Raw genomic sequence first — 12756 nt, 5'->3', positions numbered from 1 at the left:
GGGTGGGTACAGCGCCCTACGCGACTAAGCCGTCCAGGCCCTCGTGCGCAACGGCAGCCCCGAGTCACCCGCCCCCGGCGTCCGTACCGCCAGCACCTGGTTCACCCCGATCCGGTTCCGCTCAAAGGAAAGCGCCGAAGCCGCCATATACAGCCGCCACACCCGCGCCCGCCCCGGCGACGTAGTCGCCACCGCCTCGGCCCACCGCGACTCCAGATTCGCCACCCACGCGCGCAAGGTGCGCGCATAGTGCTCGCGGATCGACTCCACGTCCCGCACCTCGAAGCCCGCCGCCTCCAGCTGCGACACCGTCGTCCCGATCGGCGAGAGCTCCCCGTCGGGGAAGACGTAGCCATCGATGAACTCATCGATCTCATACGCCTCTTCGTCCCGCAGCGGCCGCCGCGCGATCTGGTGGTTCAGCAGCCGCCCGCCGGGTCTGAGCAGGCTGAACAGCTGCTTCGCGTACACCCCGTACGCCTGCGACCCGACATGCTCCGCCATCCCGATCGACGAGATCGCGTCGAAGGGGCCGTCCGCCGCCGGATCCACCAGCCGGTAGTCCTGCACCCGGATCTCCACCCGGTCCGCCAGCCCGGCCTCGGCGACCCGCTTACGCGCATACGCCGCCTGCTCGTGCGACAGCGTGACCCCGAGGACGCTCACCCCGTACTCCTCGGCCGCATGCAGCGCCATCGAGCCCCACCCGCAGCCGACGTCGAGCAGCCGGTCACCCTCCGCCAAGCCCAGCTTGCGGCAGATCAGATCGAGCTTCGCGGCCTGCGCCTCCTCCAGCGTCCCGCCGTCCTCCCAGTACGCGCACGAGTACACCATCGAAGGGCCCAGCACCATCTCGTAGAAGTCGTTCCCGACGTCGTAGTGATGGCTGATCGCCTCCTTGTCCCGCCGCAGCGTGTGCAGCGGCCCGCGCCGCCGCCGCACCTCCTCGCGCGGCGGCGGAGGCGGCGGCCAGGGGCCCGCCAGCGAGAGGAATTCCTTCGCCGCACCGCGCAGCGCGGGATCGTAGAAGCGCCGCTTGGGACGGTCCTCCCCCCGCTCCCACAGGGACCCCGCCAGCAGTCCCAGCACCTCGTACAGATCGCCTTCCACGGTGATCTCGCCCGCCACCCACGCCCGCGCGAGACCCAGCTCGCCGGGCTTCCACATCAGCCGGCGCAGCGCCCGCGGGTGGCGGATGACGAGGACGGGGGCTCCCGGCGGTCCGGCCTCGCTGCGGTCCCAGGCGCGGATCCGTAGGGGGAGGGGCTCTCCCAGGATCTGATCGGCAAGGGCGGTGAGCCGCGAGGCGGCGTCGGGCATGTCGCACCTCCGTGGGTGTCAGCGAGACAGGACCTGTCCCTACGTAAACACCAACCGCCCCCGACCGCAGTCCCGCTGACGCGAAAAGGGGACGTAAAAAAGGGTGGTGCACAAGCCGAAGGGCGCCCTCCCCCAGGATTGGGAGGACGCCCTTCGCTGTGCTTTCAGGTGTTACGAGGCCCGCTCCGCGGGCGCGATCGGCGCGGCGGCCGCGTGCTCGGCGGCGACCTTGGCCGGCTCCGGCGGCGGGAGCTTGCCCGGGCCGGGCTTGGCGGCCGCGGCCGCGGTGACCGGCGCGGCAGCCTCGTAGAACTCGTCGCGCGGAGACTCCAGCGCGCCGAGCGAGACGACCTCGCGCTTGAGGAACATGCCGAGCGTCCAGTCGGCCAGCACCCGGATCTTCCGGTTGAAGGTCGGGACGGCCATGCCGTGGTAGCCGCGGTGGAAGTACCAGGCCAGCCGGCCCTTGAACTTCAGCTTCAGCTTGCCGAGGACGATCATCGCGACGCCCTTGTGCAGGCCGAGGCCCGCGACGGCGCCCATGTTGTGGTGGCGGTACTCGCGCTGCGGGAAGCCGCGCATCTCGGCCACCACGTTGTCGCCGAGGACCTTGGACTGGCGCAGGGCGTGCTGGGCGTTCGGCGGGCACCAGGCGTTCTCGACACCGGCCGCGCGGGCGGCGAGGTCGGGGACCTGGGCGTTGTCGCCGGCCGACCAGATGTAGTCGGTGCCCTGGACCTGGAGGGTGGCGGCGGTGTCCACGTGGCCGCGGGGGCCGAGCGGCAGGCCGTACTCCTTCAGGACCGGGTTCGGCTTCACGCCGGCGGTCCAGACGATCGTGTTGGAGTCGACCTCGAGGCCGTTCTTCAGCACGACGTGGCCATTGATGCAGGAGTCCAGCGAGGTCGAGAGATAGCACTCGATGCCGCGCTCCTGCAGGTGCTTCAGGCCCCACTTGCCGAGCTCGGGGCCGACCTCCGGGAGGATCTTGTCGGCGGCGTCGACGAGGATGAACCGCATGTCCTCGCGCTTGACCGACGGGTAGTACTTGGCCGCGTCGCGGGCCAGGTCCTCGACCTCGCCTATGGTCTCGGCGCCGGCGAAGCCGCCGCCGACGAAGACGAAGGTGAGGGCCTTGCGCCGGATGTCCGGGTCGGTGGTCGACTCGGCCATGTCCAGCTGCTCGAGAACGTGGTTGCGCAGGCCGATGGCCTCCTCGACGCCCTTCATGCCGATGCCGGACTCGGCGAGCCCTGGAATCGGGAAGGTGCGGGAGACGGCGCCGAGGGCGACGACGAGGTAGTCGAACGGCACCTCGTACGACTCGCCGACGATCGGCTCGACCGTGGCGACCTTGCGGTCCTGGTCGATGTGGGTGACCCGGCCGGTGAGCACCTCCGCCTGAGGGAGCACGCGCCGCAGCGGGACCACGACGTGGCGCGGGGAGATGCTGCCGGCGGCAGCTTCGGGGAGGAAGGGCTGGTACGTCATGTACGAGCGCGGGTCGACGACAGTCACCGTCGCCTCGCCGTAACGCATCTTCTTGAGGATGCGGCGCGCCGCGTACAGGCCGACGTAACCGCCGCCTACTACGAGGATCCTGGGACGCTCCGTTGTGCTCATGTAAGAAGTATCCACCGGGGCTGGAGGGGTCGCTCGTGAGCCCCTTCACAAGCACCCACGGTACCGGTGCTACACTGCGCGCCCGCACCTTCAGCGCGCTTCACGCGCTCCGGGGCCGACTCGCCGTCACCGCTCTGAGCTGCGGTTTCCGACACGGCGTCGGCACACCATCCGCACCCTCAACAACTTGTTGACACCCATGACCCCTGCGGAACGGCACAGGGGCCGCGAACGGGCAACTCTTCATGTGAAAAGGTTCACGAAGTTTCTTCGCGCGCCGCGCTGAAGGCGATTCCGTCGAGGATGTCGTGCTCGCTGACGACCAGTTCGGTGGCGCCCGTACGCTCCATCACGGCGCGCAGAACCAGGGCCCCAGCAGCGATGACGTCGACCCGGCCGGGGTGCATCACGGGGATCGCGGCGCGCTCGTCGTGGGTCGCGGCGAGGAGATTCGCGGAGACCTCACTCACCCGTTCGAGTGACAGCCGCGAGTGGTGGATGGCGGCGGAGTCGTAGGCGGGCAGGCCCAGCGCGATCCCGGCCACGGTGGTGACGGATCCGGCCAGTCCGACCAGGGTCTTTGCCTCGCCGAGGGGCACCGTTTCGGCTGCGAGATCCAGCGCCGCCTCGATGTCCGCGCGGGCCGCGCGGATCTGCGCGGGGGCGGGCGGATCGGAGAAGTGGTGCCGCTCGGTGAGCCGGACACAGCCGACGTCGACGGAGCGGGCGGCGGTGACGTGATCCGAGCCGACCACGAATTCGGTCGAACCGCCGCCGATGTCGACGACGAGGTACGGCTTCTCGAATTCGCCCGTCAGCTCCGCGGTCGCCCCCGTGAAGGAGAGCTCCGCCTCCTCATCGCCCGTAATCACCTCCGGCTCGACGCCGAGGATGTCCCGTACGCCCCGGACGAAGTCCTCGCGGTTCTCGGCGTCGCGGGACGCCGACGTGGCGACGAAGCGGACCCGCTCGGCGCCGTGGCCGCGGATGATCTCGGCGTACTCCCGGCAGGCCGCGAAGGTGCGCTCCAGCGCCTCGGGCGCCAGCCGTCCGGTACGGTCCACGCCCTGGCCGAGGCGGACGATCTGCATGCGGCGGTCGAGGTCGACGAGCTTGCCGGTGTCCGGCTGCACGTCCGCGACCAGCAGGCGGATGGAGTTCGTACCGCAGTCGATCGCTGCTACCCGGGTCACTCGGCGGCCTCCTCGACCTGCACGCACGCGCCCTTCTTCCACCACTCCGGCAGCATCGCGATGGCCTCGTCGCCGAGCGGATTCACGCCGGGTCCTGCCGCCAGCGAGTGGCCGACCAGCACGTGCAGGCACTTCACCCGGTCCGGCATGCCGCCGGCGCTGGGGAAGCCCTGCAGCACCTCGATCTCGTCGCGGCGGGCGATGTAGTCCTCGTGCGCCTTCCGGTACGCGGCCGCCAGCTCCGGGTCTTCCGCCAGCCGGGCCGTCATCTCCTTCATGACGCCGTTGGCCTCCAGCGTGCCGATCGCCGAGGCGGCCTTCGGGCAGGTCAGGTAGTACAGCGTGGGGAAGGGGGTGCCGTCCTCCAGCCGCGGGGCGGTCTCCACCACGTCCGGGTTGCCGCACGGGCAGCGGTGCGCGATGGAGCGCAGGCCGCGCGGGGTGCGGCCGAGCTGCTCGCGGATGGCGGCGATGTCGGCCCCGGTGGGCGGTGTGGGGTCGGTGGTGGGCGGTGGGGTGTCCATGTCTCAGATCTTCTCAGCTTGCCGTGGGTCGTCGGCGCGGGTGCTCAGCGGGTGGCGGAGGCGGCGTCCGCGGCGTCGATGCCGTCGAGGAGGTTCTCGTACCAGGGGCGGTCCGCGGCGGACGGGTCGGCGCCGCGGCGGCCGTCTCCGGCGCTGCCGCGCACGATGTACCCCTTCTCGCCGGGGTTCACGTAGTGCAGCCGCTCGCGGATCTGCCGGCGCGCGTAGTCGGGGTCCTGCCAGCGGGCCTTCTCGTCGCGGAGCTTTTCCAGCCGGTCCTTGGTGTCGTCCAGCTTCTGCTGCTGCTCGGCGATGTCGGCGCGCTGGGTGATGTACTGCCGCATCGGATACGCGAGGGCCACCACCAGCGAGCAGACGACGAGCGCGAGCACGGCGGCCCGGCCGGTGAGGCGGCTGCGGCGCGGGGGGCGGGCGCGGTAGACCCGCTCGGAGACGCGCAGGACGGCCTGCTCGCCGAGCAGCTTCAGCCGTGTGGTGGTGGAGAACCGTTCCTTTGCGGGCATAGGGGTCCTCCCCTGCGTAAGTCAGCCGTCAGCCCCGGTCCGCACGATACGTGGTGCGGCCGGGGCTGTCCGGCAGGCGTGCTGCTACTCGCTTCTTTGCACTACTTGTTGAAGCGGGGGAACGCCGAGCGGCCGGCGTACTCCGCGGCGTCGTCGAGGATCTCCTCGATGCGCAGCAGCTGGTTGTACTTCGCGACGCGCTCGGAGCGGGCCGGGGCGCCGGTCTTGATCTGGCCGCAGTTGGTGGCGACGGCCAGGTCGGCGATGGTGACGTCCTCGGTCTCGCCGGAGCGGTGCGACATCATGCACTTGAAGCCGTTGCGCTGGGCGAGCTCGACGGCGTCGAGGGTCTCGGTCAGCGAGCCGATCTGGTTGACCTTGACCAGGAGGGCGTTGGCGGCGTCGTCGTCAATGCCGCGCTGCAGGCGCTCCGGGTTGGTGACGAAGAGGTCGTCGCCGACGATCTGGACCTTGTCGCCCAGCTTGTCGGTGAGGGCGGCCCAGCCGCTCCAGTCGTCCTCGAAGAGCGGGTCCTCGATGGAGACCAGCGGGTACGCGGCCACCAGCTCCTCGTAGTACTCCGTCATCTCGGCGGCGGAGCGCTCCTTGCCCTCGAAGATGTACTTGCCCTCCTTGTAGAACTCGGAGGCGGCGACGTCGAGGGCGAGGGCGATGTCCTGGCCGGGGGTGTAGCCGGCCTTCTCGATCGCGGTGATGATCAGGTCGAGGGCCTCGCGGTTGGAGTCGAGGTTCGGCGCGAAGCCGCCCTCGTCGCCCAGCCCTGTGGCCAGGCCGCGCTCCTTCAGGACCGACTTCAGGGTGTGGTAGACCTCGGCGCCCCAGCGCACGGCCTCGGAGAAGGACTCCGCGCCGATCGGGGCGATCATGAACTCCTGGATGTCGACGTTGGAGTCCGCGTGGCTGCCGCCGTTGAGGATGTTCATCATCGGGACCGGCAGCAGGTGGGCGTTCGGGCCGCCCAGGTAACGGAAGAGCGGGAGGTCGGAGGCCTCGGAGGCGGCGTGCGCCACGGCGAGGGAGACGCCGAGGATGGCGTTCGCGCCGAGCGAGGACTTGTCCGGGGTGGCGTCCAGGTCGAACATCGCCTGGTCGATCAGCCGCTGCTCGGTGGCGTCGTAGCCGACGAGCTCAGGGCCGATCTGCTCGATCACGGCGAGCACGGCCTTCTCGACGCCCTTGCCCCCGTAGCGAGCCTTGTCCCCGTCACGCAGCTCCAGGGCCTCGAAGGCGCCGGTGGAGGCGCCGGACGGGACGGCGGCACGCCCGGTGCTGCCGTCGTCGAGGCCGACCTCGACCTCGACCGTGGGGTTGCCGCGAGAGTCCAGGATCTCGCGGGCTACGACGACGTCGATCGACGGCACGGTGTCTCCTTCGGAGGGATGCAAATGCTTGTGGTGTGCGCCACAGCGGCGGGGCGCACGTCAGTCTTGCCCCGAGCCTAACTGTTACTCGGGGGTCGTTCTTTTCCGGCGCCGCGCGCTCGAGGCAGTGCTGCCGTCAGGCAGCATCGCGGCGGCCCGGGACCGCACCGGTGTCCCGGGCCGCGCGCTGCTCCCCGGGTGGCTCAGGTCGCGACCTTGAGCTGCTGGCCCGGGCGGATCAGGTCGGGGTTGTCGCCGACCGTGTCCTTGTTGTCCTCGTAGACCGAGGACCAGCCGCCCTCCGCGCCCTGCTCGTGCGCGATCTCGTCGAGGGTGTCGCCGGGCTTCACGGTGACGTACGTCCAGCGGCCGACGGTGCGGGAGCCGGTGTCCGCCTTCGTGTCGCCGCCGGACGCCTCGGGCTCGTCGCCGACCCGCGGGCCGGCGTCCTCCTGCGGCGCCTCGGGCTCCACGCGCTCCTCGGGGGCGGCGCCGCGGGCGAGGCCGGCCTTCGGGCCGCAGTTCGGCCAGGCGCCGGGGCCCTGCATGGCGAGCAGCCGCTCGGCGGTCTCGATCTGCTGGTTCTTGCTGGCGAGGTCGGCCCGGGCGGCGAACCGGTGCCCGCCGGCCGCCTCCCAGCTGGACTGCGTGAACTGGACGCCACCGTAGAACCCGTTGCCCGAGTTGATGGCCCAGTTGCCGCTGGACTCGCAGGACGCGAGCTTCTCCCAGGTCTCGATGGGCGCCGCGTGTGCGGTGCCCGCCCCCACCGTTGGCAGGCTGAGCACCGTGCCTGCCGCGCTGACGAACATGACAACTCGTGTGTGGCCCGCGATGCGGCGGCCGCCGGATTGCAGCATGTTGTTCTCTTCTTCACCGACGCCTGCGAGGTCACCCCAAGCCGACTGCGCCCCACTCCTGTCAGCGGTGCATTGCTGCAAGTTGCCCGTACGAACGCCGACAGGATTAGGCGTGGCGATCGCCGGGGCTCGCGGTGACGAGCGATGTGACGGTAAGCACACGAACACCACCGATTCAAAGACCGCAAACCGGCGTCGCGGCGGCCCCGTTCGGCCGAATCCGGGGCCATCTCCGCAGGTGGGAAGGACTCTTCATACCGCAGCACGGCACGGCGTCGACGATGCGGATCTCGCACTTACGGGAAATCGGACAAGCGGCTTCGGATTACGTCCGAGAAGTCCTAGTTTCGCCCGAAATCAAGGCTTTGACCAGGGTGTATGAGGTTCGGGTCGGAGCCGATGACGTCCTTGTTGTCCGCGTAGAGCTCGGGCCATCCGCCGCGTACGGAGCGCTCTGCGGCAATTTTTGACAGATTGTCACCCGGTCGGACGGTGTAATCGCCGCGGTCGGCATCGCGGCTGCCGCGGTCGCGGTCACCGAAGTCGCCGGTGCCGGGCTTGCGGTGCTTGCCGGTTCCCGGGGTCTCCGAAGGCGTCGCGGGCTCCGGGGACTCGGCGGACGCGGACGGGTCGGGCGCCGGGTCGCCGCGGTGGCGGGCGCCGCCCGGGGTGCCGGTCGAGTCCGAGGGGCTCGGCGTGTCCGAGGGGCTCGCGGACTCCGTGGGCCCGCTCGACTCGCTCGGCTGCTCCGTGGGCCGCTCGGACTCCGCGGATGCGGTCGGTTCGGTCGGCTCGCTGGGCTCCGCCGATTCCGTCGGCTCCCCGGAAGGCTCCGGGGATTCGGGGGTTACGGACGGGGGCAGGGAGTCGCGGCCCTGGCCCGGGGACTGCTCGTCGCCCTCGAGTTCGGTGCCGTCGGTGCAGTGCGCGAACGCCCGCGCCCCTTCGGCGTCGAGGATCCGCTCGGCCACGGCGATCTGCTGCACGCGGCTCGCATAGTCGGGCCGCTCCGCGAACTCGTCGCCGCCGTACTGCTCCCACTGCTCGGGGGTCAACTGCAGCCCGCCGTAATACCCGTTGCCGGTATCGGCGGCCCACATGCCGCCGCTCTCGCACTGCGCGACCCGGTCCCAGGTGTCCCCGTCGGCGGCCTGTGCCGCGCCGGCGGAGAGCAGCGGCAGGGCGATCCCCGCTCCGGTCATTCCGGCCGCCACGACGAACGCGGGGGCCTGGCGGAGTCGGCGGTGCCGTCCGTTGCCGGAGAGCATGCGGTGCCTTTCGATCGGCGATCTCACAACGAGCGCCGAACCTAACCCGTAAGTACGTTCATCACAAGTCGATGCCCCGGCGATAACGCAGAGATCACATTACTGACGCCCCGTCACTTAGCGGAGGGTGCTGAACTCGACCGGGAGCGTACGCAGTCCGCGCATGATGAGCCCGCCACGCCACCGCAATTCGGACGGATCGGCCGCAAGCCGGAGATCCGGAATGCGGCGCAGCAAAGTGCCGATGGCCGCGCGGCCTTCGAGCCGCGCCAGCGGGGCGCCGAGGCAGTAGTGGATGCCGTGCCCGTAGCCGAGGTGCTGGTTGTCCGTACGGGCGAGGTCGAGGAGGTCCGGGTCGGGGAAGCGGGACGGGTCGCGGTCGGCGGCGGCGAGGACGACGAGGACGGGGTCCCCTGCACGGATGGTGCGGCCGCCGAGCTCGAGCTCCTCGGCGGCGAAGCGCCAGGTGGCGAGCTCCACCGGGCCGTCGTAGCGCAGGAGTTCCTCCACCGCGCCGGGCAGCAGCGCCGGGTCGGCGGCTAGCTGTGCGCGCTGTTCGGGGTGGGTGAGGAGGGCGTACGTGCCGTTGCCGATGAGGTTGACCGTGGTCTCGAAGCCGGCGAAGAGGAGGATGAAGGCCATGGCGGCGGCCTCGTTCTCGGTGAGGTGCTCGCCGTGGTCGCTGGCGCGGATGAGGCCGGAGATGAGGTCGTCGCCGAGGTCATTGCGCTTGCGGTGGATGAGTTCGGCCAGGTAGCCGCGCATCTTCTTCACGGCCTTCGCCACGCCGCCGCGCGGGCCCTTGCCGTGGTGGATCATCACGCCCGCCCAGTCGCGGAAGTCGTCCTGGTCCTCGCGCGGGACGCCGAGCAGGTCGCAGATGGCGTAAATGGGGAGGGGAAAGGCGAATTCATGGATGAGGTCGGCTTCGCCCCTGTCAATGAACTGGTCGATCAGATCATCCGTGAGCTGCTGCACGCGCGGCGCGAATTCCTCCACCCGGCGGGGCGTGAAGGCCTTTGATACGAGGCGGCGCAGGCGGGTGTGGTCGGGCGGGTCGATGTTGAGCAGGTGCGTCATCAGACCGGCGCGGCGTTCGCCCGGGATGCCGGTCTTGTCGCTGCCGTGCCGTGCCGGGTTCTTGGACAGCCGCTGGTCGGCGAGCGCCTGCCGGGCGTCGTCATAACGCGTGACGAGCCAGGCCTCGACGCCGCTGGGGAGGGTCGTCCAGTGGACGGGGTCGTGCTCCCGCAGCCACGCGTAGGCCGGATACGGGTCGCTGGCGAACTCCCAGCTGAACAGGGCGGGCGCTGGGCCGGTCAGATCGTGCACGCCCCAGACGCTACCGCCACCCGTCGGCCCCGGCCCACGCACGAAATCAAGCCCGTCCGGCGCTTGAGGACTTCCGCGGCGAAGCCGCAGGAAGCTACCGCGCGCCCTCCGCGGCGCGGATCGCGTCCCGGTACGCCCGGGCCGCGACCCGTAGCGCCGTCTCCGGGTCCACGCCCTCCGCCTCGGCCTCCACCGCCAGCGCGAGCAGCCGTGCGCCGACGTCGGCGGTGCCGTCGCCCAGCTCGACCTTGAGGCCCGCGCCGCGCGCCCGCGCGGAGAGCTTCGCGGCCAGCGCGAGGGCGGGCTGGGCGAGCGGTACGCCCTCCGTCACCGAGCCGCGCTGCTTCTCCTCGGCCTTGGTGCGCAGCCAGTGCGCCTTGACCTCCTCCGGGGTCTCCGCGCTCTCGTCGCCGAAGACGTGCGGGTGCCGGTGGATGAGCTTGGCGACGATCGTCCCGGCGACGTCGTCGATGGAGAACGGCTCCTCCGGGTCGTCCTCCGCGATCCGCGCGTGGAAGACGACCTGCAGCAGCACGTCGCCCAACTCCTCGCGCAGCGCCTCCCGGTCCCCCGCCTCGATCGCCTCGACGAGCTCGTACGCCTCCTCCAGGCCGTACTTCACCAGGCCCTCGTTCGTCTGCCCGCCGCTCCACGGGCATGCGGCGCGGATCCGGTCCATGACCTGGACGAGGTCGAGGAGCCGGGCGCCCGGGAGGTCGTACGAGCCGGGCAGCAGCTCCAGCGCGGGCATCGACACCCGGCCTGAACCGGCCAGCCGGGCGAGCGAGTCGGTCAGCCGCGTCTCGCCCGCGGCGGACGCGACGACGACGACCGTACGGCCGCCGGCGCAGGTGTCCACCAGGTCCTGGGCGGGGGGCAGCTCGCCGGTGTCCACCGCGACCCCGGCCTCGCGCAGATACGGCAGCTGCGGGTGGTCGGCGTCGGCGCAGAGCACCGCGTCGGCGGCGTGCAGGGTCTGCCAGGCGGGCCAGGACAGCAGGCCGGGGGCGACGCGGTGGGAGGCGGTGAGCAGGACGATGCGGCCGACGTCGGCGCCGGACGCGGTGTCGTGGTCGTGGTCGGGAGCGGTCTCGGAGGTCACGCGTATGACGCTAGCCGACCCGTCGCTACGACCGCGCCGTGCCCGTCCCGCCGCCGGTGACCTGCTTCACCCAGGACAGCTTGGTGCCGTCGAGCTGCACCTTCGTGTCGTTCCAGGAGCCGTACCGCGGATTCACGTCGATCTTGAGCTGCTTCGACGCCTCGGCCAGCGCGGCCATCAGCTTCGGCTGCGCCTCCGGGCTGCCGGGGCGGACGCCGAGCGAGCGGGTCAGCTTGTCGCCGAGGACCTGGATGCGGATGAAGTCGTCGGTCTGCTTGCCGGGGGCCACGCCGTACTGCTGGACGAGGCCGGTCTCGAAGGCCTTCTCGCCGCCGGCCTGCTGCATCATCTGGGCGCGGTACTGCTGCAGCTCGCCGTTGGAGACCTTGACGCCGGCGTTGGCCGCGGCCTTCGCGGCGACCCGGTCGAAGATCATGCTGTTGAGGGCGGAGCGGTTCAGCTGGCCGGTCTGCTTGATGATCTCGTCGGCCTGCGGCTGCGCGCGCTGGGCGTCGCGGACCGCGCCGACGTGCGACTGCAGCTGCGAGACGGTGATCCGGTCGTCCTGGAGCACGGCCGCGGCGCCCGGATGCTCCTCGCTGCCGCAGGCCGTCAGCAGCGGCGCCGCGAGCAGCGCCGCGGTGGCGGCGAGGGCGAACTTGGGGAACGGTCGTGCCTTGCGCATTTCCGGCCTCCTGGCGGCGGCTGTTCGAGCTGCGTTGCTTCGACGGGCGACGTAACGGATCTTATGCATCCGATGTGGCGCTCACCACTAGCTTGTACTTACTTTCACAACGAGCTTCAGTCGGCGGAGAAGCGTGCCGGCGCCTTGGTCGGATTACCGCCACCCGGAAGCCGCTCGTCCGGACAGCCGCCGAGGACGCGGGTGATGGCCTGCTTCTCGGCTTTGGTCGCCCAGAGTTCGTACTTCTTCTTCACGGCCACCTGGCGGGCGACGTACGTGCAGCGGAACGCCTTCGGCGGCAGCCAGGTGGCGGCGTCGCCGTCGCCCTTGGAGCGGTTGGGGGAGGCGCCGACGGCGAGGAGGTTCAGGGGGTCGTTGGCGAAGGCGATGCGCTTGGCGGCGGGCCAGCGGTGCGCGCCTTTCTGCCAGGCGTCGGAGAGGGCGACGATGTGGTCGATGTCGACCTCGCTGGGGCCGCCGCGCTCGAAGACGACCCGCTGGCCCGAGTACGGGTCCTTGGCGAGGGTGCCCTCGCTGACTTCGCAGTCGTCGCGGGTGGCCGTGTCGGTGAGGTCGCGGCGGAGGATGTCGTCGCGGGTGGGGCAGCCGTTGGAGTCGGTGTCGGCCCAGGGGGAGCCGAAGCGGTCGCGGTCGTAACCGGTCTTGGGGGCGCGGCCCTTGGCGGTCAGGCCTTCGGCGGCCTGGAGGGCGGAGCCGGGGGCGGCGGTGGCGGTGGGTCCTGTGGTGGTGCTGCCGCCGCCGGGCTTGGCGTCGTCGCCGGAGTCCTCGGCGGGCAGGTCGCAGCCGGCGGCCAGGGTGACGGCCAGGAGCAGCAGGGCGCTTGCGGCGGGGCGGCGAATCAACCGGTGTCCAGACAGAGATGAGGTAGGCGGCGGGGCGTCCCGTGTGGGGGCCGGGGCGCCCCGCCGCCGCTCAGCCTAAC

The 12756-nt window shown here is 71.1% G+C and carries 12 protein-coding genes; all 12 read right to left on the bottom strand.

Features of this window, described 5'->3' with window-relative positions:
- Positions 1–24: 24 nt before the first annotated feature.
- The gene (locus tag G5C51_RS20480) at positions 25–1320 is read right to left on the bottom strand and encodes an SAM-dependent methyltransferase (RefSeq protein ID WP_165239474.1); all 1296 of its coding nucleotides are present in this window, start codon (positions 1318–1320) and stop codon (positions 25–27) included.
- Between the two features lie 171 nt (positions 1321–1491).
- The gene (locus G5C51_RS20475; protein WP_165239471.1) at positions 1492–2943 is read right to left on the bottom strand and encodes an NAD(P)/FAD-dependent oxidoreductase; all 1452 of its coding nucleotides are present in this window, start codon (positions 2941–2943) and stop codon (positions 1492–1494) included.
- A gap of 257 nt (positions 2944–3200) precedes the next feature.
- A complete protein-coding gene (locus G5C51_RS20470; RefSeq protein ID WP_165239469.1) occupies positions 3201–4136 on the bottom strand; it encodes a Ppx/GppA phosphatase family protein in 936 nt (311 codons plus the stop codon).
- A complete protein-coding gene (locus G5C51_RS20465; RefSeq protein WP_165239467.1) occupies positions 4133–4660 on the bottom strand; it encodes a DUF501 domain-containing protein in 528 nt (175 codons plus the stop codon). Before G5C51_RS20465 ends, G5C51_RS20470 begins: the two co-directional genes overlap by 4 nt.
- Positions 4661–4704: 44 nt before the next feature.
- Positions 4705–5184, bottom strand: coding sequence for an FtsB family cell division protein (locus tag G5C51_RS20460; protein WP_165239465.1), 480 nt, complete (start codon positions 5182–5184; stop codon positions 4705–4707).
- A 101-nt stretch (positions 5185–5285) separates the two neighbouring features.
- Positions 5286–6566: a phosphopyruvate hydratase gene (gene eno / locus G5C51_RS20455; protein WP_165239463.1), complete on the bottom strand. Its 1281-nt coding sequence runs from the start codon at positions 6564–6566 to the stop codon at positions 5286–5288.
- A gap of 203 nt (positions 6567–6769) precedes the next feature.
- The gene (locus G5C51_RS20450) at positions 6770–7426 is read right to left on the bottom strand and encodes a LysM peptidoglycan-binding domain-containing protein (protein ID WP_165239461.1); all 657 of its coding nucleotides are present in this window, start codon (positions 7424–7426) and stop codon (positions 6770–6772) included.
- Between the two features lie 341 nt (positions 7427–7767).
- Positions 7768–8694: a LysM peptidoglycan-binding domain-containing protein gene (locus G5C51_RS20445; RefSeq protein ID WP_165239459.1), complete on the bottom strand. Its 927-nt coding sequence runs from the start codon at positions 8692–8694 to the stop codon at positions 7768–7770.
- Positions 8695–8811: 117 nt separating this feature from the next.
- Positions 8812–10026, bottom strand: coding sequence for a cytochrome P450 (locus G5C51_RS20440; RefSeq protein ID WP_165239457.1), 1215 nt, complete (start codon positions 10024–10026; stop codon positions 8812–8814).
- A 94-nt stretch (positions 10027–10120) separates the two neighbouring features.
- Positions 10121–11128: a nucleoside triphosphate pyrophosphohydrolase gene (locus G5C51_RS20435; RefSeq protein WP_165239455.1), complete on the bottom strand. Its 1008-nt coding sequence runs from the start codon at positions 11126–11128 to the stop codon at positions 10121–10123.
- Positions 11129–11153: 25 nt separating this feature from the next.
- Entirely contained in the window at positions 11154–11813 is a 660-nt protein-coding gene (locus G5C51_RS20430; protein WP_165239453.1) for a SurA N-terminal domain-containing protein, read from the bottom strand.
- Positions 11814–11929: 116 nt separating this feature from the next.
- Positions 11930–12676 carry an HNH endonuclease family protein gene (locus G5C51_RS20425; RefSeq protein ID WP_240929798.1) on the bottom strand — a complete coding sequence of 249 codons (747 nt, stop codon included), beginning with the start codon at positions 12674–12676 and terminating at the stop codon, positions 11930–11932.
- Between the last annotated feature and the right edge of the window lie 80 nt (positions 12677–12756).

It is taken from the genome of Streptomyces coryli, from assembly GCF_011044975.1.
In the GTDB taxonomy this organism is placed as follows: Bacteria; Actinomycetota; Actinomycetes; order Streptomycetales; family Streptomycetaceae; genus Streptomyces; species Streptomyces coryli.
Note: the sequence above shows the minus strand (reverse complement) of the source record. Positions and strands in the feature narration are given on the sequence as shown.

Coding starts and splice junctions, on each gene's coding strand:
- G5C51_RS20480 (WP_165239474.1), bottom strand. CDS start 1,320: ATGCCCGACGCCGCCTCGCGGCTCACCGCCCTTGCCGATCAGATCCTG.
- G5C51_RS20465 (WP_165239467.1), bottom strand. CDS start 4,660: ATGGACACCCCACCGCCCACCACCGACCCCACACCGCCCACCGGGGCC.
- G5C51_RS20450 (WP_165239461.1), bottom strand. CDS start 7,426: ATGCTGCAATCCGGCGGCCGCCGCATCGCGGGCCACACACGAGTTGTC.
- G5C51_RS20430 (WP_165239453.1), bottom strand. CDS start 11,813: ATGCGCAAGGCACGACCGTTCCCCAAGTTCGCCCTCGCCGCCACCGCG.
- G5C51_RS20475 (WP_165239471.1), bottom strand. CDS start 2,943: ATGAGCACAACGGAGCGTCCCAGGATCCTCGTAGTAGGCGGCGGTTAC.
- G5C51_RS20445 (WP_165239459.1), bottom strand. CDS start 8,694: ATGCTCTCCGGCAACGGACGGCACCGCCGACTCCGCCAGGCCCCCGCG.
- G5C51_RS20460 (WP_165239465.1), bottom strand. CDS start 5,184: ATGCCCGCAAAGGAACGGTTCTCCACCACCACACGGCTGAAGCTGCTC.